Source organism: Mycobacterium riyadhense (genome assembly GCF_963853645.1).
GTDB classification, from domain to species: Bacteria; Actinomycetota; Actinomycetes; order Mycobacteriales; family Mycobacteriaceae; genus Mycobacterium; species Mycobacterium riyadhense.
The window spans coordinates 3,731,021-3,754,714 of record NZ_OY970456.1 but is presented as its reverse complement, the minus strand read 5'-3'; the positions used below and the strand labels follow the sequence as shown (position 1 = coordinate 3,754,714).

At 65.5% G+C, this 23,694-nt stretch carries 20 protein-coding genes and 1 pseudogene; 12 read left to right on the top strand and 9 right to left on the bottom strand.

Going from position 1 to position 23,694, the window contains the following annotated elements; all coding sequences use genetic code 11:
• Positions 1–19: 19 nt before the first annotated feature.
• Positions 20–718: a DUF3043 domain-containing protein gene (locus tag AADZ78_RS16620; RefSeq protein WP_085253494.1), complete on the bottom strand. Its 699-nt coding sequence runs from the start codon at positions 716–718 to the stop codon at positions 20–22.
• 161 nt (positions 719–879) lie between these two features.
• Here AADZ78_RS16620 and AADZ78_RS16615 point away from each other — a divergent pair, with 161 nt between their 5' ends.
• Complete coding sequence (locus AADZ78_RS16615; RefSeq protein WP_139829103.1) at positions 880–1,956, top strand: glycerate kinase; 1,077 nt, start codon at positions 880–882, stop codon at positions 1,954–1,956.
• Positions 1,957–2,047: 91 nt separating this feature from the next.
• Positions 2,048–2,404: a HesB/IscA family protein gene (locus AADZ78_RS16610; protein ID WP_085253496.1), complete on the top strand. Its 357-nt coding sequence runs from the start codon at positions 2,048–2,050 to the stop codon at positions 2,402–2,404.
• 53 nt (positions 2,405–2,457) lie between these two features.
• On the opposite strand, the gene AADZ78_RS16605 is transcribed toward AADZ78_RS16610, so the two are convergent.
• Positions 2,458–3,153, bottom strand: a complete 696-nt coding sequence (locus AADZ78_RS16605; protein ID WP_085253497.1) for a hypothetical protein — start codon at positions 3,151–3,153, stop codon at positions 2,458–2,460.
• Positions 3,154–3,358: 205 nt separating this feature from the next.
• Between AADZ78_RS16605 and AADZ78_RS16600 the strand changes: the two genes are divergently transcribed.
• A complete protein-coding gene (locus tag AADZ78_RS16600; protein ID WP_085253504.1) occupies positions 3,359–4,333 on the top strand; it encodes a carbohydrate kinase family protein in 975 nt (324 codons plus the stop codon).
• A gap of 67 nt (positions 4,334–4,400) precedes the next feature.
• Here AADZ78_RS16600 and asnB read toward each other — a convergent pair whose 3' ends face one another.
• Complete coding sequence (gene asnB, locus AADZ78_RS16595; RefSeq protein ID WP_085253498.1) at positions 4,401–6,368, bottom strand: asparagine synthase (glutamine-hydrolyzing); 1,968 nt, start codon at positions 6,366–6,368, stop codon at positions 4,401–4,403.
• A 190-nt stretch (positions 6,369–6,558) separates the two neighbouring features.
• Here asnB and AADZ78_RS16590 point away from each other — a divergent pair, with 190 nt between their 5' ends.
• The 4 genes from AADZ78_RS16590 to AADZ78_RS16575 all read left to right on the top strand — a co-directional run bounded on the left by AADZ78_RS16590 (position 6,559) and on the right by AADZ78_RS16575 (position 9,794).
• Entirely contained in the window at positions 6,559–7,626 is a 1,068-nt protein-coding gene (locus AADZ78_RS16590) for a cytochrome c oxidase subunit II (protein WP_085253499.1), read from the top strand.
• 8 nt (positions 7,627–7,634) lie between these two features.
• Positions 7,635–8,054 (top strand): cytochrome c oxidase subunit 4, encoded by a 420-nt coding sequence (locus AADZ78_RS16585; protein ID WP_085253500.1) that lies wholly within the window; start codon positions 7,635–7,637, stop codon positions 8,052–8,054.
• A 166-nt stretch (positions 8,055–8,220) separates the two neighbouring features.
• Entirely contained in the window at positions 8,221–9,153 is a 933-nt protein-coding gene (locus AADZ78_RS16580; protein ID WP_204800686.1) for an MmpS family transport accessory protein, read from the top strand.
• Positions 9,153–9,794, top strand: coding sequence for a DUF2561 family protein (locus AADZ78_RS16575; RefSeq protein ID WP_085250776.1), 642 nt, complete (start codon positions 9,153–9,155; stop codon positions 9,792–9,794). Before AADZ78_RS16580 ends, AADZ78_RS16575 begins: the two co-directional genes overlap by 1 nt.
• 145 nt (positions 9,795–9,939) lie before the next feature.
• Here AADZ78_RS16575 and AADZ78_RS16570 read toward each other — a convergent pair whose 3' ends face one another.
• From AADZ78_RS16570 to AADZ78_RS16555, 4 genes are all read right to left on the bottom strand, one after another.
• Positions 9,940–11,589: a cytochrome b gene (locus AADZ78_RS16570; RefSeq protein WP_085250775.1), complete on the bottom strand. Its 1,650-nt coding sequence runs from the start codon at positions 11,587–11,589 to the stop codon at positions 9,940–9,942.
• A complete protein-coding gene (locus AADZ78_RS16565) occupies positions 11,586–12,782 on the bottom strand; it encodes a ubiquinol-cytochrome c reductase iron-sulfur subunit (protein ID WP_264033366.1) in 1,197 nt (398 codons plus the stop codon). The genes AADZ78_RS16570 and AADZ78_RS16565 overlap by 4 nt, the downstream gene beginning before the upstream one ends.
• Before the next feature lie 59 nt (positions 12,783–12,841).
• Positions 12,842–13,678 carry a cytochrome c gene (locus tag AADZ78_RS16560; RefSeq protein ID WP_239655335.1) on the bottom strand — a complete coding sequence of 279 codons (837 nt, stop codon included), beginning with the start codon at positions 13,676–13,678 and terminating at the stop codon, positions 12,842–12,844.
• Between the two features lie 68 nt (positions 13,679–13,746).
• Positions 13,747–14,358, bottom strand: coding sequence for a cytochrome c oxidase subunit 3 (locus tag AADZ78_RS16555; protein WP_085250773.1), 612 nt, complete (start codon positions 14,356–14,358; stop codon positions 13,747–13,749).
• Positions 14,359–14,445: 87 nt separating this feature from the next.
• On the opposite strand from AADZ78_RS16555, the gene trpD reads away from it, so the two are divergent.
• The gene (gene trpD / locus AADZ78_RS16550; RefSeq protein WP_239655126.1) at positions 14,446–15,558 is read left to right on the top strand and encodes an anthranilate phosphoribosyltransferase; all 1,113 of its coding nucleotides are present in this window, start codon (positions 14,446–14,448) and stop codon (positions 15,556–15,558) included.
• Here the strand turns inward: trpD and AADZ78_RS16545 are convergent.
• Positions 15,496–17,301: pseudogene (locus AADZ78_RS16545) on the bottom strand (DEDD exonuclease domain-containing protein); the annotation flags it as partial. The gene trpD and the pseudogene AADZ78_RS16545 sit on opposite strands and share 63 nt — an antisense overlap.
• A gap of 136 nt (positions 17,302–17,437) precedes the next feature.
• On the opposite strand from AADZ78_RS16545, the gene AADZ78_RS16540 reads away from it, so the two are divergent.
• From AADZ78_RS16540 to pimB, 4 genes are all read left to right on the top strand, one after another.
• A complete protein-coding gene (locus tag AADZ78_RS16540; protein ID WP_085250770.1) occupies positions 17,438–17,686 on the top strand; it encodes a hypothetical protein in 249 nt (82 codons plus the stop codon).
• Positions 17,687–17,872: 186 nt separating this feature from the next.
• Positions 17,873–19,036 carry a peptidoglycan hydrolase RipC gene (ripC, locus tag AADZ78_RS16535; RefSeq protein WP_085250769.1) on the top strand — a complete coding sequence of 388 codons (1,164 nt, stop codon included), beginning with the start codon at positions 17,873–17,875 and terminating at the stop codon, positions 19,034–19,036.
• A gap of 55 nt (positions 19,037–19,091) precedes the next feature.
• Positions 19,092–19,886 (top strand): eCIS core domain-containing protein, encoded by a 795-nt coding sequence (locus AADZ78_RS16530; protein WP_085250777.1) that lies wholly within the window; start codon positions 19,092–19,094, stop codon positions 19,884–19,886.
• A 117-nt stretch (positions 19,887–20,003) separates the two neighbouring features.
• Positions 20,004–21,158 carry a GDP-mannose-dependent alpha-(1-6)-phosphatidylinositol monomannoside mannosyltransferase gene (gene pimB / locus AADZ78_RS16525; protein ID WP_085250768.1) on the top strand — a complete coding sequence of 385 codons (1,155 nt, stop codon included), beginning with the start codon at positions 20,004–20,006 and terminating at the stop codon, positions 21,156–21,158.
• A 67-nt stretch (positions 21,159–21,225) separates the two neighbouring features.
• Here the strand turns inward: pimB and AADZ78_RS16520 are convergent, their stop codons facing one another.
• Positions 21,226–23,028, bottom strand: coding sequence for an AMP-dependent synthetase/ligase (locus tag AADZ78_RS16520; protein ID WP_204800687.1), 1,803 nt, complete (start codon positions 23,026–23,028; stop codon positions 21,226–21,228).
• Positions 23,029–23,694 lie beyond the last annotated feature (666 nt).

The window sequence follows — 23,694 nt, the reverse complement described above, 5'->3', positions numbered from 1 at the left end:
GACGGCTTTCCGGCGATTCTTAGCCGACATTGGCGCCGCGTTCGACTTGGGGGCGCGGCGCCCGCATGCGGCGCATCTGCGACGCCCGGCCCGCGGCGTATATGCCTAGCTTCCAATGGCTTTCGGTGTTATCCGGAAACTTCGCATCCACCAGCTTGCCAACTTTGCGGCCCAAAATGATCCCGTCGATCGTCATCACGGCCATGAGCACCAGCATCGCGGGCGACATGTAGAACTGCAGCTGCGGGACGGCGAACATGACGAACAGCAACGCCAGTGCCGACGGCATGAACAGGCCGAGCACATTGCGCCGGGCATCCACCACGTCGCGGACATAACGCTTTACCGGGCCCTGGTCGCGCGGGAGCAGGTAGGCCTCTTCACCGGCCATCATGCGTTCCCGGCGTTCCGTCATCCGGGCCCGGCTCGCGGCCTTTTCAGCGCGGCGTTCCTCGCGGCTGAGTTTGGGGCCGGCCAGCGTCTTGCGCCGCGCTCGCGCCTCGGAGGCAGTCATTGGCGCCGGTACGACCGGACCCTTCCTGGTGTTGCGCCTGGCCTCGCTGCGCTTGGGTGTGGGCCGACCCTTTGGCCCAGTCTTCCGCGCCCCTTGAGCCACTCCTGACGCGGCATCTGCGGCCGGCCCGGAGCCGGCAGTGTCGCGTGCGGTTGGCGCGTCGGCGCCTTCTTCATGACCCTTCTTGCGGCCCAGCAGCTTCACAGTGGCCAGGTTACTTCGCGGGCAGCGGCTCGCCGGAACTATGCCGGCGGTTACGCAACGCCAGCATGCGTGTTGGCCCTAGGCTGCGTGTAATGGACGGCCCGCACGCCTCGGATGCCGCTGCCGATGGCCTCGCGCCCGGCCGGCTTCAGCTGCCTGCGATGCGGGTGCTGGTGGCCCCGGATTGCTACGGCGACAGCCTATCCGCGGTCGAGGCGGCCGCCGTCATAGCAACCGGCTGGACCCGGTCACGGCCAGGCGATACGTTCATCGTCGCCCCTCAATCCGACGGCGGCCCCGGCTTCGTCGAGGTGCTGCGCAGCCGACTGGGCGAGTCGCGGCGGCTGCAGGTGTCCGGCCCGCTGGACACCATGGTGGACGCCGAGTGGGTGTTCGATCCGGCGTCGGCCACGGCGTACCTGGAATGCGCACAAGCGTGCGGCCTGTCGTTGCTGGGCGGCCCGCCGTCGCCCGAGACCGCATTGGCGGCGCATAGCGGGGGAGTAGGACAGCTCATCGCCGCTGCATTGCGGGCCGGGGCGGTGCGAATCGTCGTTGGTCTGGGAGGGACCGCTTGCACCGACGGCGGACGCGGGATGATTGCGGAGCTCGGCGGCCTCGATGCTGCCCGCCGCCAGTTGGCCGAAGTCGAGCTGATCGCCGCCTCGGACGTCGAATACCCGCTCGTAGGGCCCTGGGGCGCGGCCAGGGTGTTTGCGCCGCAGAAGGGCGCCGATGCCGCTACCGTCGCAGCGCTGGAAGCTCGCCTTGGGGCATGGGCGGTGGAACTGGACGCCGCGGCTGGGCGGGCCGTGAGCGCCGAGCCGGGTGCCGGTGCCGCCGGCGGTATCGGGGCGGGGCTGCTTGCACTGGGCGGCCGGTGCGAATCCGGTGCGGCGATCATCGCCGAACATACCCACCTTGCCGACGACCTCGCCGATGCGGAGTTGATCGTCACAGGGGAGGGCAAGTTCGACGAGCAGTCGCTGCACGGAAAGGTGGTCGGCGAGATCGCGGCTGCGGCCCGCCCACTGGGAATTCCGGTGATTGTTCTAGCCGGGCAGGTGGTTCTGGATAAATCCGCGGCGCGCTCGTCAGGCATCATGTCGGCCTTGTCGATCGCCGATTACGCGGGTTCAGTGGGGTTGGCGCTGGCTGACGCCGCCAATCAGCTCATGGGATTGGCATCTGAGGTTGCCGCACGACTCGGGAATCGCGGCGGTGCAGGGTACCGTTGATCACAGTGGATTTTCCCCAGGAGCAGATCCCAAACCGGATTCGACTCCAGTTTGGCGGGGCCATACAACACTGAGGCATGTAGGAGAAGCAATGACGGTGCAGAACGACTCGAGCGCCAAGACCCACGGCGTGATCCTGACCGAGGCCGCTGCCACCAAGGCGAAGGCCCTGCTGGATCAGGAGGGACGTGACGATTTAGCGCTGCGGATCGCTGTTCAGCCCGGCGGCTGCGCGGGGCTGCGCTACAACCTCTTCTTCGACGATCGCACGCTGGACGGAGACCTGACCGCGGAGTTCAGCGGTGTGACATTGACGGTGGACCGGATGAGCGCCCCCTATGTGGATGGTGCGTCGATCGATTTCGTCGACACGATCGAAAAGCAGGGCTTCACCATCGACAACCCCAACGCCACCGGCTCGTGTGCGTGCGGGGATTCCTTCAACTGACCACTTAGCTTGTGTTGGACGGGGCCGGGCCGGGGCGTGTCGTCCCGGCCCGGTTAGTACTGTCCTGCGGTGCGCAGCACGTAGGAACACACCAAGATCTGGCCGCGCTGGAAGAGCAACTGTGCGACGCCTTGCACTTGGCCCCGCGGCGGGCCACCGGTGGCGGGCGTCACCCGCATGGTGAAGAGCACCTGAGCCTGGTATGGCGACCAGTACACGATCTTGTCGATCGAGGTCACATCGACCTCCGAGAACTGCTTGCGAAACGCGTCGCTGCTTAGCTTGGCCAGAGCTTGATCGGAGCGCTTGTCCTTCACGCCGTCGTAGATGCCGCACAGCGCATTGCGGACGATGGTGTCGATGTCTTTGTGCACTAGCGCGTTCAAATACCCCTGTATCGCCGTCTTGGCCGATCCCTCCGAAAATGTCCCTCCGGTGTTGGCCCCGTTGGTGCGGACCCCGTACACGATTGCCGCGGTAAGGCCCGCTACCAGGACGATGGCGAGCAGGGTGCCGATGAGTAGCCGCCTGGGCTGGCGCTTCGGATAGGGCACGGGTGGTGACATGGGGCCGGGATAGCCGGTTGACTGAGGCGCCGGGGCACTCGCCTGCGTGGGTGGGACGGATGGTTCGGTGCCGCCGGGATGGTCGGGAAAGTCGAAGGTCGGGGGCTTTTCGGGCCCGGTCCCGGGGTACGGGTGTGGTCCGTCGGCGCCGACGGCAGGGTTCGGCGAATGCGGACCGGCCATCGCTGTTCTCCTACGCTGGTGTCTGAAGCTAGTAGCGGACGACTAGCGGTTGCCGCTTCATCAGGGAATTCCGGCAACCAGGTGAGCTCTCTAGGCAGGCTAGCGCAATAGCTGCCGACGACCTGTGAATGCGACGCCAGCGTTGGTCGTCAGGATGAGATCCGTGAGAAGCTAGACGACCTAGAGAATGAAGGGCGGAATTTTTGTGACGATCGCGGTAACCGGTTCCATTGCGACCGACCACCTCATGCGGTTTCCAGGCCGCTTTTCCGAGCAGCTGCTCGCCGAACACCTGCACAAGGTGTCGCTTAGTTTCCTGGTCGACGACTTGGTGGTGCACCGCGGTGGGGTGGCCGGAAATATCGCCTTCGCCATCGGCGTGCTCGGCGGTGACCCCGTGTTGATCGGTGCGGCCGGCGCCGACTTCGCCGACTATCGCGACTGGCTGCAAAGGCATCGCGTCAACTGCGACCACGTGCTGATTTCCCGGACTGCGCACACTGCCCGTTTCGTCTGCACCACCGACACCGAGATGGCCCAGATCGCATCGTTCTACCCGGGCGCCATGTCAGAGGCCCGCGACATCTCGCTCGCCGAGGTGGTGTCGTCCATCGGTACGCCCGAGTGGGTGATCATCGGGGCCAACGACCCGGCCGCCATGATCGTGCACACCGAGGAGTGCCGCAAGCTGGGCTTGGCGTTTGCCGCCGACCCTTCCCAGCAGTTGGCCAGGCTGTCTGGTGAGGAGATTCGCAAGCTCATTGACGGCGCCGGCATCTTGTTCACCAATGACTACGAATGGGATCTGCTGCTGTCCAAGACCGGCTGGTCCGAGGCCGATGTGATGTCCCAGATCGGACTGCGCGTGACCACGCTGGGTGCGAAGGGAGTCGATGTGGTAGAACGCGACGGCACTACCATCCACGTCGGTGTGGTGCCCGAGACAAGTCAGACCGATCCCACCGGCGTCGGCGACGCGTTCCGCGCTGGTTTCCTGACCGGGCGCAGCGCCGGTTTGAGTCTGGAGCGTTCGGCGCAGCTGGGTTCGCTGGTCGCGGTGTTGGTGCTGGAGTCGACCGGAACCCAAGAGTGGGTGTGGGACCGAGAGGTTGCGGCCACCCGGTTAGCGGGTGCTTACGGCGACGACGCCGCCGCCGAGATCGCCGCGGTGCTCGCCTAACCCGGCCGAGCAGACGTAAAAGCTCCCGAAAACCGCGGTTTTCGGGAGCTTTTACGTCTGCTGGCCGTCATAACTGGACCGGGTACTCGGGCTCGCTGATCTGCGGTACCACAGTGTGCTCGACGAAGATTGCGTGCCACAGCATGAATATCAGCACCGTCCACAGTCGCCGGCTGTGATCGCTGCCGCCGGTCCGGTGCTCGTCGAGCATGCGGCGCACCGCGGCGAGATCCACCAGGTGGCCCGCCTGCGACGAGTCAACCGTCGAATACGCCCAGTCCAGCAACTCGCCCGCGCGCAACCAATGCCGGATCGGGACCGGGAAGCCCAGCTTGGGCCGGTGCAGCACATGCGCCGGCACAATGGGCTCCAGCGCGCGCCGCAGCGCGTACTTGGTGGTGGTGCGGGTGATCTTGGCTTGCAGCGGTAACCGCGAGGCCACGGCGAACACCTCGGAATCCAGGAACGGTACCCGCAGCTCGAGCGAATTGGCCATCGTCATCTTGTCAGCCTTGACCAGGATGTCGCCGCGCAGCCAGGTGAACAAGTCGATGTGCTGCATCCGCGCGACCGGATCCCAGCCGGCCGATTCGGCATATATCGGCGCCGTCACATCGGTGTGGGTCCAGTCGGACCGGAAGCCGGGCAGGACGTCACGAAGCTGGGCGTCGGAGAAGCTGCGGGCATTGCCGTAGTAGCGCTCCTCGAGGGTCAGCGATCCGCGGTGTAGCAGGCTCTTGCCGCGCATGCCCTCCGGCAACGGCTTGGACACCTTTCCCATCGACCGTCGCAGTGGCCGCGGTAGGTAGTCAAAGGGCTTCAGCGACAGCGGTTCGCGGTAGATCGTGTAGCCGCCGAACAGCTCGTCTGCGCCTTCACCGGACAGCACCACCTTGACGTGCTTTCGGGCCTCGCGGGCGACGAAAAACAGCGGCACCAGCGCAGGGTCGGCGACCGGCTCGTCGAGATACCAGACGATCTCGGGCAACGCGGCCACAAACTCGTCTGCACTGACCACCTTGGCGATATGGCGCGCTCCGATAGCCTCGGCCGAGGCCACCGCGACGTCGATCTCGGAGAAACCCTCGCGCTCGAAGCCGGTGGTGAACGTGATCAGTCTCGGGTTGTGCCGGATGGCCAGGGCCGCGATGGCCGTGGAGTCGATGCCTCCGGACAGAAACGCGCCAACGGTGACGTCGGCGCGCATGTGCTTGGCCACCGAATCCTCCAGCACCGCCGTGATCTCGTCATAGCGGGCCTGTTCGGTATCGGTGGTGATCGGCGTCGCGGCGAAGCGCGGCGCGAAGTAACGGGTGATCTCGGGCGCCGACCCGGGCCGGATCCGCGCATAGCAGCCCGATTGCAGTCGGCGAACCCCGCGATGCAGCGTCTCGGGCTCCGGCACGTACTGCAGCACGATGTAGTGCTGCAGCGCCCGGTGGTCCATCTCGCGGTCGAATCCGATCAAGTCCACGAGGTCCAGCAGGCATTTTTTCTCGCTGGCCACCCCAGTGCCGCGGGCGCCGGTCGCCATGAACAGCGGCTTGATGCCGAACGGGTCGCGGGCACAGAACAATTCGCGGGTGACGGTGTCCCACAGCGCGAACGCGAACATGCCGCGCAGCCGCCTCAACACGTCGGTGCCCCAGTGGTGGTAACCGGCGACGATCGCCTCGCCGTCGCCCTCGGTGGCGAAAATGGCGCCGTGGCGGGTCGCTAGTTCGTCGCGCAACTCCAGGTAGTTGTAGATCTCGCCGTTGAACACCAGCACGTAGCGGTCCGGCGCCTCCGGGGGCCCCCATCGCAGCGGTTGATGCGAATGAGCGATGTCGATGATGGACAACCGGTTGAACCCGAAGACGACGGAACCGTCGGCGTGTGGGTCGACCCAGGTGCCCGGTTCATCCGGGCCGCGATGGCGCATCAAGTGTGACGCGCGGGCTATCGCGCTGTCGGACTCGGCGGCGTGGGCCGCGGCAGCGTCAGGGCCGCCACGGCCCGTCGGGGCGGCGACGAAAGCCAGCAGTCCACACACGGCGCCTCAGTATGCCCCACGTCGCGACGCCGAGGGATGTCGCATCCGGCGGGTCGCGGTGACCAGGCAGTCGCCCGGTCGAGGCACGTGGTCTACGCTGCGTAGTATTCGACATCCGAGTTCGCCGACGGTTGCCGCGGGAAGCGCGCGGCCATCAGTCGGCACAGCTTGTGATATAGGAGGCGCCAACGTGACACCTAGCGAGCCAAGTCGTGTCGGCGGTGCGAGCCGGGGTGTGTCCCGTCGTCTTCGGGTGCTCGCGCTGGCCGCGACGCTGGGCACGCTGGCCGTCACCCTGAGCGGATGTAGCTGGCAGGAAGCGCTGGCACTGGGTTGGCCGGAAGGCATCACCCACGAGGGCCACCTCAACAGGGAACTGTGGATCGGGGCGGTGATTGCGTCCCTGGTCGTCGGTGTCATCGTGTGGGGCCTTATCTTCTGGTCCGCTGTGTTCCACCGGAAGAAGGAAACCGACACCGAGTTGCCCCGCCAGTTCGGCTACAACATGCCGCTGGAGCTAGTGCTCACCGTCGTGCCGTTCCTGATCATCTCGGTGCTCTTCTACTTCACGGTCGTGGTGCAGGAGAAGATGCTGCACATAGCCAAGGACCCCGAGGTCGTGATCGACATCACGTCGTTCCAATGGAACTGGAAGTTCGGCTACCAGCGGGTGAATTTCAAGGACGGCACCCTGACCTACGAGGGCGCCGACCCGGTGCGCAAACAGGCCATGCAGTCCAAGCCGGAGGGCAAGGACAAGCATGGTGAGGAGCTGGTGGGCCCGGTGCGCGGGCTCAACACCGAGGACCGCACCTACCTGAATTTTGACAAGGTCGAAACCCTGGGGACCAGCACCGAGATTCCCGTCCTGGTGTTGCCCGCTGGCAAAAGCATCGAATTCCAGATGGCTTCGGCCGACGTCGTGCACACCTTCTGGGTACCGGAATTCTTGTTCAAACGAGACGTGATGCCCCACCCGCAAGCGAACAACTCGGTCAACGTTTGGCAGATCGAGGAGATCACCAAGACCGGGGCGTTTGTCGGCCATTGCGCCGAGTTCTGCGGCACATACCACTCCATGATGAACTTCGAGGTTCGGGTGGTAGCCCCCAACGACTTCAAGGCGTACTTGCAGCAACGGATCGAAGGAAAGAACAACGCCGAGGCCCTGTTGGCAATCAACCAGGCACCTCTTGCGGTGACCACCCACCCGTTCGATACCCGCCGCGGTGAATTGGCCCCCCAGCCAGTAGGTTAGGACACTCAATGCATATCGAAGCCAGGCTGTTTGAGTTCGTCGCCGCATTCTTCGTCTTGACGACGGTGCTATACGGTGTGCTGACATCGCTGTTCGCCACCGGTGGCGTCGAGTGGGCCGGCACTACCGCGCTTGCGCTCACGGGCGGCTTGGCCTTGATCGTCGCCACCTTCTTCCGGTTTGTGGCGCGCCGTCTCGATACCCGGCCCGAGGACTACGAAGGCGCCGAGATCAGTGACGGCGCAGGGGAGTTGGGATTCTTTAGCCCGCACAGCTGGTGGCCGATCATGGTCGCGCTCTCGGGTTCGGTCGCGGCAGTCGGAATCGCGTTGTGGCTGCCGTGGTTGATCGTTGCGGGCGTGACGTTCATCCTTGCCTCGGCGGCCGGACTGGTCTTCGAGTACTACGTTGGCCCCGAGAAACACTGATCGGATCCGGGAAGGTCACAATCAGGGCATCAGTTGATCAGTGGCCAGTTTGCCAAGACGCCTCTGGCCGGCCCGATTGGGTAGGGTTTGCGAGGCACACGAGAATTTGTCCGGCGCGCGTCCATAGGTGCAGCGCTGATGAGGGAGTTGGACAGGGTAGGCGAACATGAGCGGGCCGAATCCCCCCGGGCGGGAACCTGACGGTCCCGTCTCCGGTGATGAGCCCAGCGCCGAGCTCGAACCCAGCAGTGACACCGCCGCCGAGCTGGGCTCCGTCGGCGAGAGCGGCGAAGTAGAGCTCCGAGACCAAACCGGGGAGACCGATGCGTATTCGCGTGCGTATTCGGCGCCGGAGTCCGAGCAATTTGTCAGCGCCCGGTATGTGCCCGTCGATCTGAGCCTCTACGACTACGACAGCTATGACGACTCCGACGAGGATGCCGAGAGCGCGGCCCCGCGTTGGCCCTGGGTGGTGGGCGTCGCGGCCATCCTGGCCGCCATATCGCTCGTGGTATCGGTGTCGCTGCTCGTCACGCACACTGGCTCCAACAAGCTCGCGACACCCGGCACCACCACGTCCGTGCCGCCGCTGCAGGACGAAATCACCACCACCAAGCCGCCGCCCCCGCCATCTTCGCCACCCCCACCACCCCCACCCACCACCGAGATTCCGACCGCGACGGAGACGCAGACCGTGACCGTAACGCCTCCGCCACCGCCACCGCCCCCGTCCACGCCACCGCCCGCCGCGACCACCACCACACCGCCGCCGGCGACGACGAGCGCAGCCGCGGCGCCGCCACCCATCACGACCACGACGCCGGCGGGTCCGCGACAGGTCACTTATTCGGTGACCGGTACCAAGGCGCCCGGCGACATCATCTCGATCACCTATGTCGACGCCTCCGGTCGGCGACGAACCCAGCACAACGTGTACATCCCCTGGTCGATGACCGTCACACCGATCTCGAATTCCGACGTGGGCTCGGTCGAGGCGTCAAGCCTCTTCCGGGTGAGCAGACTCAACTGCTCCATTACGACAAGTGACGGAACGGTGTTGTCATCGAACACCAACGACGCACCGCAGACGAGCTGCTGATGGTCGGTAGGTATTCCGCATACCGGCGGGGGCCTGATCCGGTCGTGTCGCCAGACGTTGTCGACCGCATTCTGGTTGGGGCCTGCGCCGCTATCTGGCTGGTGCTCATAGGGGTCAGCGTTGCCGCCGCCGTCGCACTGGCGGATCTGGGCCGGGGCTTCCACAAGATGGCGCCGCACACCACATGGGTGTTGTACGCCGTCATCATCGTCTCCGCGCTGATCATTGCGGGAGCAATCCCGGTGTTGCTGCGGGCTCGCCGCACGGTCCAGGACGAGCCGGTCGTTCGTTCGAGAGCGCTGCAGGGGAGTGGGGCGGGACGGCAACCCGTGAGGCCGGGCCGCGCCGGAGCGCGCACGGTGGCGGAGCCGGCTCGCGCGGGGGCGGTCAAAGCGGCCGGGACCGCTGGCGAGTGGTCCGGGACGGCCGTGGATCGGGTCTGGTTGCGTGGGACGGTCGCGCTGACGGGCACCATCGGCGTTGCACTGACCGCAGCCGCGGCGGCGACCTACCTGATGGCCGTCGGTCATGACGGTCCGTCGTGGATCTGCTACGGGTTGGCCGGCGTTGTCACCGCGGGGATGCCGGCGATTGAGTGGGTACACGTACGGCAACTGCGCCGTGTCGTGGCTCGGCAATGAGCCCGTTGCCCTCGAGTGTGCAATTTGGGGCTTCCACGGTGAGCCCAGAGCGGGATTTCGGTGCAGGGCGATGCTCCCGCCGTCAGCTCCGTCAGCTCCGTCAGCTCCGTCAGCTCCGTCAGCTCACCTCAGCGGGCGAGCGGTGCTAGCCGTGTTCGCCGTTTGACTCGACGATGCTTTCCTGATGTTCACGCAGTGCGGTCAGGGCACGTTGTTCCGCGGCATGCCCCGCCTCGCGCAGCGCCGCATCCTCCGATGCCGGATCGGCGAATAGGAAGCTGCCCCTACCCGGCGATCCCGCCGAGCCCAACTTGTTCATCCGCTTGGGCAATGGTGCACCTTGGTACTCCAGCGGTATCGGGTGCCCATGATCGTCAACCGGTCCGAGCGGCTGGTGCAGCTCGATGTACGCGCCGTGCGGCAACCGCTTGATGATGCCGGTCTCGACGCCATGCTCGAGCACCGAACGGTCACTGCGCTGCAGCCCGATGCACCACCGATAGGTGATGAAGTAGACGAACGGCGGAAGTACCACCATGCCGATACGCCCGATCCACGTCGTCGCGTTCAGCGAGATGTGGAACTTCAACGCGATGATGTCGTTCATCGCCGCGAGGGTCAGCACCATGTAGAAGCTGATCGCCATGGCGCCGACCGCGGTGCGCACCGGAACGTCACGTGGCCGCTGCAGCAGGTTGTGGTGCGCGTAGTCGCCGGTGAACCGCTTCTCCAGGAAGGGGTAGATGATCAGCAGGGTGAAAACCAGGCCCATGATCAGGGCGACCCACACCGGGGCGGGAATGGTGTGATGCCAGAAGTAGAACTCCCACGGCGGCCAGATACGAGCGAGGCCCTCCGTCCACATCATGTAGAAGTCGGGCTGCGAACCCGCCGACACCTGAGATGGCTTGTAGGGACCCAGGTTCCAGATGGGATTGATCTGCAACAGGCCGCCCATCAGACCCAGCACGCCGACGATGGCCGCGAAAAACGCGCCGGACTTGAACGCGAAGACCGGCATCACCCGCACACCAATCACGTTGTGTTCGGTGCGTCCCGGGCCGGGGAACTGGGTGTGCTTCTGGAACCACACCAACGCCAGATGCAGCCCGATCAGCGCCAGGATGATCCCCGGCAGCAGCAGGATGTGAAGTGCGTATAGCCGGGGAATCAGGATGGTGCCGGGGAAGTCGCCACCGAACAGCAACCAATGCAGCCAGGTCCCAATAACTGGCATGCCCAACGTGATTGACGACAGCGCGGCCCGCAGACCGATGCCGGACAGCAAGTCGTCGGGTAGCGAGTAGCCGAAGTAGCCCTCGAACATGGACAGGATCAGCAGCAGCGAACCGATGATCCAGTTGGCCTCACGGGGCCGCCGGAATGCTCCAGTGAAGAAGATGCGCGCCAGGTGCACCATGATCGCCGCGGAGAACATCAAGGCGGCCCAGTGATGGATCTGGCGGACGAACAGGCCACCTCGGACTTCGAAGGAGATCTCCAGCGCCGACTGGTAGGCGCGCGACATCTCGACGCCGCGCAGCGGTTGGTAGACGCCGTTGTACGTGACGTCAACCATCGAGGGATCAAAGAACAGCGTCAAGTACACGCCGGTGATCAGCAGCACGATGAAGCTGTACAGCGCGATCTCGCCGAGCAGGAACGACCAGTGTGTCGGGAAGACCTTGTTGAGCTGGCGGCGTAACGCTGCCGACGGGTGATACCGCGTATCGATGTCCTCGCCTTGGCGAGCCAGGACGTCACCGATTTTTGGAGGACTGAATTTTGGACTCATGTTGTTGTGCGCTCCCAAAATGCTGGTCCGACGGGCTCGATGAAGTCACCGTTGGCGACGAAATACCCGTTTGCGTCGATCGTGATAGGCAGCTGCGCCAACGCGCGGGCCGCCGGGCCAAATATCGGTTTGGCGAAGTGCAACGCGTCGAACTGCGACTGGTGACAAGGGCACAGGATCCGGTAAGACTGCTGCTCGTACAGCGATGAGGGGCAACCCAAATGCGAGCAGACCTTGGTGAAGGCGAAGAACTCGCCATAGTTGAAGCTCTCCTGGCCCTGGCGTTTGACCACCCGGCCGATGTCGGTGGGCTTGATACGGATAAGCATCACCGGATTGCGGATGCCCAACGAGATCGCGGTGAGCTTTTCATGTGATTCCACCGTGGTGCCGTCGCCGTCGGACTCCCGCCAGGGGAAGACCGTCTCCATCCCGCCAGCGTCGACATCCTCGGGGCGCATCTTGATGAAAGGTGGTCCGCCGTGCGCGCCGGTGGCCCGCGCCAAATAGATGGTCTCGCCCTTGTAGCGTGGGGTCCACCCCGACGTCCACAGCACAGCCTTCTTGCCCTCGGCGGTCTGGACGACCGGCTTCCACGGGTTCTTGATCATGCCGCCAGCAAATGCCACCAAAGTGCCGAGGCCGAACGCTCCCAGACCCATGCCCAGAGACAGCCCGACCAGCTTGCGGCGTCGGATCGTCGAGCCCTCGAGCGCGTCGGTCAGGTTGGCCACCACGGTCTTGCGGTCGATCTCGCGAGAAGCGCCGTCGTGTCGGTCCTGGATCGTGATCTCTTCGGGGATAAACCGTTTCTGGAACAGCACCGCGCCGATGGCGATCGACAGAATGGACAGCCCGAAGGTCAGGCCGTACATCGGGGTGGCGAGGGAATACAGGAAGCTGCCCGCGTCGCCGCTGGGCTTGTACTCCCATGGCCAGAACAGGAAAACCAGCAGCAGCGCGAGCCCGAATCCACCGCCGAGCAAAAGCCACATGGCCACCCCGCGCTCGGCGCGCTTCTCGGCCTTAGTGCCCTCGACCGGCCAGCGAGTTTCCTTATAGGCAATCTGGACACCGTCCAGTTTTCCGCCCAGATCAAGCAGTTCCTGTTGCGACATCGCGGCAAGCGCCGCCTCGTCGGGCTCACGGGCCGCGCCTTTGTCGGTGCCTTCGATGCGGTCGACTTCGCTCACTACGCGCCGCTCCCCTTCGCCGATTTTGTCGCTGCGCGCCATATCGTCGCCGGCGCGGCTCATGAGCGAGCCCCAATCCACAGTGCTAGCCCAATGGCCGCGACCATCCCGATGATCCACATCGCCATGCCTTCGGGTGCCGGCCCGAATCCCCCGAGGCCATAGCCACCCGGCGAGCGTTCCTCGGCGACGGTCCGCACGTAGGCGATGATGTCTTTCTTCGATTCAAAGGAGAGTTGGCGGTCGGAAAACTTCGGCATGTTCTGCGGGCCGGTCAGCATCGCGGTGAGGATTTGCTGCTCATTGGCCGGGCCCAGGTCGGGGGCGAACTTTCCAGAGGACAACGCTCCGCCCTTGCCGGTGAAGTTGTGGCACGAGGCACAGTTGAGGCGGAATAGATCGCCACCGCGACCGAGGTCGTTGCCGCGCAGCGATTGCATCGCAATGCTGCCGTCGGGGTTGCGCACCACCGTGGGGCCTCCACCGTTGGCTTGCACGTAGGCGCCGATGGCGTCGGTCTGTGCCTCGTCGAAGATCGGGTCCTTGCGCGCCGCCTGAGCCTCACCGCGCATGGCCGGCATCCGGCCGGTCGACACCTGGAAGTAGACGGCGGCCTCGCCGACACCGATCAGGCTTGGCCCGTGATCGGGCACGCCCTGCAGATTTGCCCCGTGGCAGGACACGCATGAGGTGTCGAAGAGTTGTTTGCCGGTGCGCAGCAGCGCTGAGGAAGACTCGTCGGCGACGGCCACCTGCGGGGTGGGGGTCAGCACGGCCGCCAGCCCGCCGGCAATGGTTAGCGCGATCAGCAGCAGCAGCCCGCCCGACAACCGACGGCGTAGGCGCCGTCGAACCCGAGAATTGCGGTCACTCCCACCGGATCGGGTGAACCTCAGTTTCAACTGAGCACTCCTGTCAATTCCTGTTTGGGTCCTGTTCGGGTTTGTTCGGGCGCCGCTGGCTTTCATCGGATGAAATAGATCACGGTGAACAGTGCGATCCACACGATGTCGACGAAATGCCAGTAGTAGGAGACGACGATGCTGGCGGTGGCCTGTGCCGGGGTGAATTTGCTCATCGTGGTGCGGAGCAGCAGGAAAATGAAGGCGATCAGACCGCCGGTGACGTGTAACCCGTGGAAGCCGGTGGCGAGATAGAACACGCTGCCGTATGCGCTGCCGGGGATCGTGGTGCCGTGAGTGGTCAGGTTGATGTACTCGTAGCCCTGGCCGAGGATGAAGAACAGGCCCATCAGGAACGTGATCACATACCAGCGCCGTAGCCCGAAGACATCGCCGCGTTCGGCCGCGAACACGCCCATCTGGCAGGTGAACGACGAGGCGATCAAGACCAGCGTCACCGGCACGGCCTGATACAGATTCAGCTCCGTCGGAGGCGGCGGCCAGTTCCCGCCGGCCTGCGCTCGCGCTGTGAAGTAGAACGCGAACAACCCAGCAAAGAACATCAGCTCGCTGGATAGCCACACTATGGTGCCAACACTGACCATGTTGGGCCGATTCAGCGAATGCACGCGCGCCGTGATGGCAGTACCAGAGGTCCCTACAGCACTCGTCACATCCGCAAGTATGACGCTTTGTAGTTGTTGAACTCTACCCGGGTCAGAAATTCGTTCCCGCGGGTCCTGTCGTGGGACCATCGGCGCGTGGCTCCGTCATCTGAGACTTCCGCTCCTGGGGGGTCTCCCCGTCCCGCAGCCGCGTCGGCGCCGTCCTGGCCGCAGGTGCTTGGTCGATTGACGGACGGGCAGGATTTGGCGCGCGGCCAGGCCGCCTGGGCGATGGACCAAATCATGACCGGCAGCGCGCGACCGGCCCAGATCGCCGCCTTTGCCGTGGCTCTGAAGATGAAGGTTCCCACCGCAGACGAAGTCGGCGAACTAGCCGGCGTCATGCTCAGTCACGCCCGCTCGATGCCTATCGACGCGATCCTTAGGGATATCGGGGACACCGTCGACATCGTCGGCACCGGCGGCGACGGGTTCAACACGGTCAACCTGTCCACCATGGCGGCGATCGTGGTGGCGTCCGCGGGTGTTCCGGTGGTCAAACACGGCAACCGAGCGGCGTCTTCGTTGTCCGGTGGCGCAGACACGCTCGAGGCGCTCGGAGTGCGCATCGACCTGGGCCCCGACCAGGTTGCGCGCAGCCTCGCAGAGGTAGGAATCGGGTTCTGCTTCGCGCCGCAGTTTCATCCGTCCTACCGGCACGCGTCCGTGGTGCGCCGTGAGATTGGGGTGCCTACGGTGTTCAATCTCCTTGGGCCGCTTACCAATCCGGCTCAGCCCCGGGCGGGATTGATCGGCTGCGCTTTTGCCGACCTCGCCGAGGTGATGGCCGGGGTGTTCGCTGCACGCCGGTCCAGCGTGCTGGTCGTACACGGTGACGACGGGCTCGACGAGTTGACCACCACCACCACGAGCACCATCTGGCGAGTGCAAGCCGGGACCGTGGACAAGCTGACCTTTGACCCCGCCGGATTCGGGTTTGCCCGCGCCGACCTTGACGACCTGCGCGGAGGCGACGCGCAGGCCAACGCGGCCCAAGCGCGCGCGGTGCTGGGCGGCGTGACGGGACCGGTTCGAGATGCCGTGGTGCTCAATGCCGCGGGAGCGATCGTCGCGCACGCCGGGTTATCCAGCCGCGCCGAATGGCTGCCGGCGTGGGAAGACGGGTTGCGGCGGGCCAGCGCCGCGATCGACAGCGGTGCGGCCGAACAGCTGCTCGCGCGATGGGTGCGGTTCAGCCAGCAGGTCTAACTCCGCTTGCTCACCGGCCAGTCGCGCCGAACGCGCTAACGCCGCCCACGCCGCCCATGGCCCCGCTGACCCCAGCGGTGACACCCACCCACCCTCAGAAACCCGAACGATGCGCACCCCCGGCGCCGTCAGCCAGCGCGTGATGACCGCGGTCTCTTCGACCAGTGCCCCGCCGAGCGGGGCCGGCGCCGCCAGGATCGTTTGGGCGCCAGCCGCAACGGCGTCGACCACCGGCATCGGCGGCACTCCGCGTCGGGCGCAACCGGCCGCGGCGAGTTGACCATGGCGGATCACGGCGAGTTGCCAGCCGCCCTTGGGGCCGTCCGGCTTGGCGGCGATCAGCTCGCCCACGCTGGCCAGCGCGCGCAGTCGCTGGCCACGCCACAGCGCTTCGATGGCGGTGGCGAGGCGATCACGCAGTCGCGCGGCGCTTTCATAGTGACGGCGTTCGGCGAGCGCGGCGACCTGCTGGACGGCCGCGGCCAGCGGGCTGTTGTCGCGTCCGTCGATCAGGGCCGCTGCGCGCTGCGTCGCCGCGGTGTACTGCGCAGCGGTGACGTCGCGGTTGGCCGGGCAGGGCGACACTTCGAGCTCTGGGCAGGACGGACCGTGCAAGGCTGATCGCGCCAGGCGTTTGGTGCAGGTTCGGACCCCGGTGAATCGAGCCAGCAGGGCTGCCGTGTCGGCGGCGTCGGTGCGGGACCGAAATGGGCCGACCACGCTGTCGTGCCGCGGAGAACGGACCACCGCCAGGCGCGGGAACGCTTCATCGGTGAGCACCACCCACCACCACCGGTGTGGGAAGCGCGACCGGCGGTTATACGGCGGGGCATGCGCAGCCAGCATCCGCAATTCACGGACACCGGCCTCCAGCGAATGCGCGCACTCGACATGGTCGATCGCGCTAGCCAACGTGACCATCTCCTTCATCCGGCTGCGCGGATCGGTGCCGTTGAAGTACTGGCTGACGCGTCGTCGCAGGTCAACCGCGGTGCCCACGTAGAGCACCTCGCCCGACGGTCCGCGGAACACGTAGACCCCCGGCCGGTGTGGCAGGCCGTCGGCGAGGACCCGCTTGCGACGCTGAGCCGGGGTCACGTCAGGCAGATACGAGCGTAGGTCGGCATAGGTGTGGACGCCCTGGTTGCCTACCCGCTCGATGAGCGCGTGCAACACGTCGACGGTGGCACGCGCATCGTCGAGGGCGCGGTGCGTGGGCTGGTTAGCGATGGCGAACAGCTGCGCCAAGGCGGCCAGTCGCACGCTGGGGGCCTCCTCTCGGCTGAGCACTCGCCGCGCCAGTCGGACCGTGCACAGTACCCGCGGTCGCGGCCAGGCGATGTCGCACCGCTGCGCGGCGGCGCGCAGGAATCCGATGTCAAACCCGGCGTTGTGGGCTACCAGCACTGCGCCACCGGCGAATTCGAGAAACATTGGCAGGATGGCGTCGATGGCGGGGGCGTCACACACCATCGCGGTGGTGATGCCGGTCAACTGCACGATTTGGGGCGGGATGCTGCGCTGTGGGTCTACCAGGGTGGCGAATTCGCCGAGGACGGCGCCGCCGCGGACCTTGACGGCACCGATCTCGGTAATGGCGTCTGGGGGCGCTCCCGCGGTGCCCATCGTGCGTCCGCCGGTGGTCTCCAAGTCGACCACGACAAAGGTCGTCTCGCGTAACGAGACATCTTCGTCTGGGTTGAGCCCGGGCAAACTCAGCTGAGTCCCACCGGTCACACCCATGGCGGCGACGTTAAGCGTGCGCACCGACACCCGTCGGTTCCCACGCCGCCCCGACTTCCGACCACGGATAGATGTCGGTGCCCGTCGCTAGCGTTCGGCCCAGCCGACCGACTACGAACGAGAGGGACTCACACAGATGACACTAGGAAGCGGACCGGAGAGCAACGCAGCGCCGGGGGCAGGCGCGCCCGTGATCATCGACTGTGACGATTGCGCGGTGCGTGGGCCCGCTTGTCGCGATTGTGTGGTGAGCGTGCTGCTGGGGGTTCCGGAATCGTTATCGCATGACGAACGCGCGGCGCTGGAGGTGCTCGCCGATGTGGGATTGGCCCCAAGGTTGCGGCTGGTGCCGGTCCGCCGCAATCACGGATCTGGTGTCGCGTAAGGTCTCTGCGTGATCATGCGTCGGAATTGCCATAGCAGAAGCACGGTTGTCCACAAGAAAACGATAGAAATCTGTCTATTTTCTTAATCTGCCCCTTTGGACAAACGCTGATATCGTTTCGTAACCTGTTTGAGACCTAAACCAGCTCGACGTCAACGCGTCGATGGCCGTTTAAGGAAGCAAATTTTGAAGCTCGACTGTAGGCGTTCGATCGTGCGCGTCATCAAGCGATCGGCCATCGGTTCATTAGCGAGCTTCACCGTGTTGTCCGGCGTCCTAGTCGTGAATGCCTTTAATGCGACGGCCGATCCTGCCGACGACGCGCTAGCCAAACTCAACGAGCTGTCCCGGCAGGCCGAACAGACCACCGAGGCGATGCACAGCGCACAGCTCGACCTGAACGCCAAGCTGGCTGCCCAGCAGGCTGCGGAAAAAAAGCATGCGGATGATCAGGCCGCAGCCGATGCCGCCAAAGCACGTTTGGCCACATTCCAGACCGCGGTTAACAAGATCGCTGCCGCCACATACATGGGTGGCCGCACCGACGGCATGGACGCCATCCTGACGGCGGAGTCGCCGCAGCTGCTGATCGACGGACTCACGGTGCAGCGGGTAATGGCGCATCAAATGTCTTCGCAGATGGCAAGTTTCCGGGCTGCTGGAGAGCAGGCCGCCAAGGCTGAGCAAGCGTCTGCCAAGTCGGCGGCCGATGCCAAGTCCGCGGCCGAACAAGCCGCCGCGGTTCGGGCGAGTCTGCAGCACAAGCAAAGTCAGCTGCAGGTACAGATCGCTGTCGTGAAGTCGCAATACCAAGCGTTGACCCCTGGACAGCGCGACGCGCTCGCCGATCCGGGTCAGGTCCCGGCGGGTCTTCCGGGTGCTCCCGGGCCGGCTCCCGAGGCGTTGGCGCCCGGCGTATCGGCAGCGGCCGCGGTGCCCGGCGAGGCCCCGCCGCCCAGCGGAATGGTGCCCGGATTCCCGTTCGTGCCACCAGGTGGTGGCGGCGACCGTGCGGTCGTCGTGCAGGCTGCGTTGACGCAAGTCGGTTCGCCCTACGCGTGGGGCGGCGCCGCACCGGGCGGGTTCGACTGCTCCGGATTGGTGATGTGGGCGTTTCAGCAGGCCGGCATCGCGCTGCCACACTCCAGCCAGGCGCTGGCCCACGGTGGTCAACCGGTGGCGCTATCGGACCTGCAGCCGGGCGATGTGCTGACCTTCTATTCCGACGCGTCGCACGCCGGCATCTACATTGGCGACGGCCTCATGGTCCATTCCTCTACCTACGGCCAGCCGGTGCGAGTGGTGCCGATGGACTCGTCCGGCCCGATCTACGACGCTCGCCGCTACTGATAGCCCCGCTGGGCGGCTCCACCGGCTCGGCCGGCGACGCCGCTGGGCTCGGGCACTGCTGACGTGCGTATTTGTAGCTGAGCTGACTGCGGCGGTGGTGGTACCCGGACAACCGGTGCCCACTCGACCTATAGACACTACGCAGACGCTGGTCGTCGGCGATCGCGCCGTCCGGTTAGTTAGCGTCGGCGGTTCGGGCGCCGAGCGGCTACTGTCTCGCGTCGCTGCGAACATCGGTGCCGCGATTGACAAGGTAGTGGCCTTCTGGGGAGCCGACTGGCCACACGAGATCTCGGTGGTGGCCGCGGGATCGCGTGAACAGTTTCTTGTCGCCGTTGGCGGAGGCCCGGCATCGCAATGGGCCGACATCGCGGCGGTTGCCGTCGCCGACAGCGTCGATCCTGCCCGACGGGTCTCGGTCGGCCAACGGATCGTGTTCGCGCCGGGCGCGGACAACATGAGTGATGACGCCCTGCGAATAGTGTTGGCGCACGAGCTTTTTCACTATGCGGCACGAGCCGACAGCGCCCTTGACGCACCTCAATGGGTGACCGAGGGGGTAGCCGATTTCGTAGCCCGCCCGAACACCGCACCGCCCGCCGAAGCGGCGCCATCGCTGCCGTCGGACACCGACCTAAACACACCCGGGCCGCAGCGCTCGCAGGCATATGACCGAGCGTGGTGGTTTGCCCGCTTCGTCGCGGATAGCTACGGCACGGCGACATTGCGCGCCTTCTATCTCTCCGCATGCGGTGTCGGACACTCCGAGCTCGCGACCGCCCTCCGCGATGTGCTCGGCACAGATGCGGCTGGCCTGCTGGTGCGCTGGAACCATTGGCTGACCGGATAGGACATCTCCCGCGAGCTGAGGACATCTCCCGCGAGCAGACGCAAAATCACCCGACACGCCGCGGTTCTGGGCGATTTTGCGTCTGCTCGCGGGAGGGAGACCGGCTAGCCTGTCGCAGTGAGCCGGGTCCTGCTGGTAACGAACGATTTTCCACCCCGGCGTGGTGGTATCCAGTCCTACCTGGGGGAGTTCGTCGCTCGCCTAGTCCAATCCGGTTCCGAAGCCGGATCGCATGCCGTGACGGTGTATGCGCCAAAGTGGAAGGGCGCCGAGGCTTTTGACGCCGCAGCGGACAAGGCGGGCTACCAGGTGGTGCGACATCCCAGCACGCTGATGCTGCCCGTACCCACAGTCGACACCCGGATGCGTGGCCTGATCACCGAGCACGACATTGACACCGTCTGGTTCGGCGCGGCCGCACCGCTGGCTCTGCTTGCGCCACGCGCCCGGCAGGCTGGAGCGAGCCGGGTACTGGCCAGCACACACGGCCACGAAGTGGGCTGGTCGATGCTTCCCGTTGCAAGATCGGTGCTGCGCCGCATCGGCGACGGCACCGACACAGTGACCTTCGTCAGCCGCTATACGCGGTCCCGGTTCGCGGCTGCCTTCGGTCCCGCGGCGACGCTGGAATACCTGCCTCCCGGGGTCGACAGCGACCGGTTCCGTCCCGATCCGGCCGCCCGCGCCGAGCTGAGGGAGCGCTACCGGCTGGGCGAACGACCCACGGTGGTGTGCGTGTCGCGACTGGTGCCCCGCAAAGGCCAGGACATGCTGATCAAGGCGCTGCCCTTGATCCGGCAGCGCGTCGATGGGGCCGCGCTGGTGATCGTCGGGGGTGGTCCGTACCTGGAGACGCTGCGCAAGCTGTCACAAGACTGCGAGGTGGCCGATCATGTGACGTTCACCGGCGGCGTGCGGGGCGATGAGCTACCCGCTCACCATGCGCTGGCCGACGTGTTTGCGATGCCATGCCGCACTCGGGGTGCCGGAATGGACGTCGAGGGCTTGGGCATCGTGTTTCTCGAGGCCTCGGCCACCGGCGTACCGGTGATCGCCGGCCAATCCGGTGGAGCCCCAGAAACGGTGCAGCACAACAGGACTGGGCTAGTCATCGACGGTAACTCGGTGGACAAGGTCGCCGACGCGGTCAGCGAGTTGCTCAACGATCGGGACCGGGCCGCCGCGATGGGGGCCGCCGGGCGGGAATGGGTGACGGCCCAGTGGCGCTGGGACAAGCTAGCCGCTCGGCTGGCGGACCTGCTGCGCGGCTAAGTGTGGCGAGCAGACGCAGAATCGCCCTGGACCGAGGGTTCCAGGGCGATTCTGCGTCTGCTCGGGGCTAGTCCTTGTTGTAGATCGCCTCGATGTCGGAGGCGAACTTCTCGGCCACCACGTTGCGCTTGACCTTCATCGTCGGGGTCAGCTCGCCGGTGTTCTCGGTGAAGTCGACGGGCAGAATGCGGAACTTGCGGATCGACTCAGCATGCGATACCTGCAGGTTGGCGTGCTTGACGGCGGCGTCCACCTCGGCGACCAGGTCGGGATCGGTGGCCAGCTCGCTCACCGAGGCGCTAGTCGTCTTGCTGTTGCGCTGCTTCCAGCCGTCGAACGCCTCGGGGTCAATGGTGATGAGCGCACCGATGAACGGCTTGTTGTCCCCGACCACCATTGCCTGGCTGATGAGCGGGTGCGCCCGCAGCTGATCCTCCAGCACCGCGGGGGCGACGTTCTTACCGCCCGCGGTGACAATGAGCTCCTTCTTACGCCCAGTGATGGTCAAGAAGCCGTCCTCATCGACCGCACCGAGATCGCCCGTCCGGAACCAGCCGTCGGTGAATGCCTCGGCGGTCGCTTGCTCATTGCGCCAGTAGCCGGTGAACACCACGCCGCCGCGCACCAGCAGTTCACCATCGTCGGCGATGCGCAAACTGTTGCCGGGCAACAGCCTTCCGACGGTACCGATCTTCACATCGGCGAACGGGCTGATGGCGATGCCGCCACTGGTCTCGGTCAGGCCGTAGCCCTCGTAGACCGTCAGTCCGGCGCCACGGTAGAAGTGACCGAGCCGCTTACCCAGCGGCGCCCCGGCCGAGACAGCTGCGCGGCACTCGCCGCCCAGCGCCCCGCGCAGCTTGCGGTAGACCAACCGGTCGAACACCGCATGCTTTGCGCGCAACAACAATCCCGGATTGCCGTCGTCTTGCGCCTGGCTCCAGTCGACCGCGGTCTGTGCGGCGATCTTGAAAATGGCGCCCTTGCCGTCGTTGGCGGCGTTCTGCTCGGCGGTGTTGTATACCTTTTCGAACACCCGCGGCACCGACACCACCGACGTCGGCTTGAACACCGCCAACAGCGCGAGCAGATTCTTGATGTCGCTGGTGAATCCCACAGTGACTTTGTTTTGGAAGGCGGCCATGCTAATCGCCCGGGCAAACACGTGGGCCAGTGGCAAGAAAATCAGCAGCTTCTCACCCGTGCGCAGCAGCGTCGGGTGGTAAGCCTTGGCGCCCCGAGTTTGGTAGACCAGGTTGGAATGGCTCAGCTGGCAACCCTTCGGTCGCCCGGTGGTGCCCGAGGTGTAGATCAGCGTCGCGGCGTCCGAGCTGCGTAGCGCCTCGACCCGAGCGGTCAGCTCGGCCGGGTCTATCACCGCGCCCGCCTTTGCAAGCCGGTCGAGTGCCTCGGTATCGGAGCCGGTGATCTGCAGCACATGGCGCAGGGCCGGCAGGTCGCCGGCGAGCTCGTTGACCATCGCCGCGTGCGCATCGGATTCCGCGAACGCCACCACCGCCTCCGAGTCCTGCAGCACCCAGCGCACCTGCTCCGCCGACGACGTCTCGTAGATCGGTACGGTGACCGCGCCGACAGACAGAATTGCGTAATCGAGGATCGGCCACTCGTAGCGGGTGGCCGAGAAGAGGACCACTCGATCCCCAGCCTGCACTCCCAACGCGATCAAGCCCAGTGCTGCCGAGCGGATCTGGCCGGCCACGGCGGCACACGTGACATCCATCCAGACGCCGTCGATCTGGCGTCGATAGATCACGTAGTTGGGATCATCGCGCTCGTGCTCGAAGATCGCGGCGATGATGCTGTCGTACTCGTCGACAGCGAACGGAGCGGGGACCCTGAACTCACTCATGTTTAGACCTCGCTTGACGCGGTGCGATGTTTCCGTGGCCGGCCTGCTGTCATTCCCCCTGGATTGGGCGTTTGCGCAGCTAGACAACCTGACACAGCGCCGTACTGCCGTAGCCGTTGGTGGGCGAGCAAGCCCACCGCCGTCAGGTTTCGTTGCCAGGGCCGACCGCGCGGGACCTGCGGCGTCGCCGCGCCCGTTGTTCCCAGTGACGCGACCACATACGACATCTCATGCCTCCGCTGAGACGTGACAGACCCAATCGTCGGTAATGCGCAGACCTCTACGATGCCCCGGGCACCCTGAAATACGGTCCATGATGAACTGCACCAAACTGCATCACGACAGTTCAAGGGCAAATTCACTGTATCTGGCGCGAATACGATGCACATTGCACAACGCCCGTACATCAGCCCAGCTCGTCGGGCACCGCTACCGCGACCACGTCGCCTGGGCCTGGCTCACCAGAGCGCGGAAGTCTTCGAGCTCAGCCCAGATCATCACCGGGACCACCCCGAAGGCGACGTGGTGGATGTGCCTGGACCTGATTTGGACATTCCGGGCTGCCACCACACCGCCGGCCGTCGTGCGCCTCGGCGGATGAGACGTACGAAACTACTTGTCACGAAGAACCTCAGTATGAGGGCTAAGCAGCACACCAATGGCAGT

Coding starts and splice junctions, on each gene's coding strand:
- AADZ78_RS16520 (WP_204800687.1), bottom strand. CDS start 23,028: ATGAGTGAGTTCAGGGTCCCCGCTCCGTTCGCTGTCGACGAGTACGAC.
- AADZ78_RS16605 (WP_085253497.1), bottom strand. CDS start 3,153: ATGGCCGGTCCGCATTCGCCGAACCCTGCCGTCGGCGCCGACGGACCA.
- AADZ78_RS16575 (WP_085250776.1), top strand. CDS start 9,153: ATGGTCGGTAGGTATTCCGCATACCGGCGGGGGCCTGATCCGGTCGTG.
- AADZ78_RS16615 (WP_139829103.1), top strand. CDS start 880: ATGCGGGTGCTGGTGGCCCCGGATTGCTACGGCGACAGCCTATCCGCG.
- AADZ78_RS16540 (WP_085250770.1), top strand. CDS start 17,438: ATGACACTAGGAAGCGGACCGGAGAGCAACGCAGCGCCGGGGGCAGGC.
- AADZ78_RS16570 (WP_085250775.1), bottom strand. CDS start 11,589: ATGAGTCCAAAATTCAGTCCTCCAAAAATCGGTGACGTCCTGGCTCGC.
- AADZ78_RS16585 (WP_085253500.1), top strand. CDS start 7,635: ATGCATATCGAAGCCAGGCTGTTTGAGTTCGTCGCCGCATTCTTCGTC.
- AADZ78_RS16580 (WP_204800686.1), top strand. CDS start 8,221: ATGAGCGGGCCGAATCCCCCCGGGCGGGAACCTGACGGTCCCGTCTCC.
- AADZ78_RS16610 (WP_085253496.1), top strand. CDS start 2,048: ATGACGGTGCAGAACGACTCGAGCGCCAAGACCCACGGCGTGATCCTG.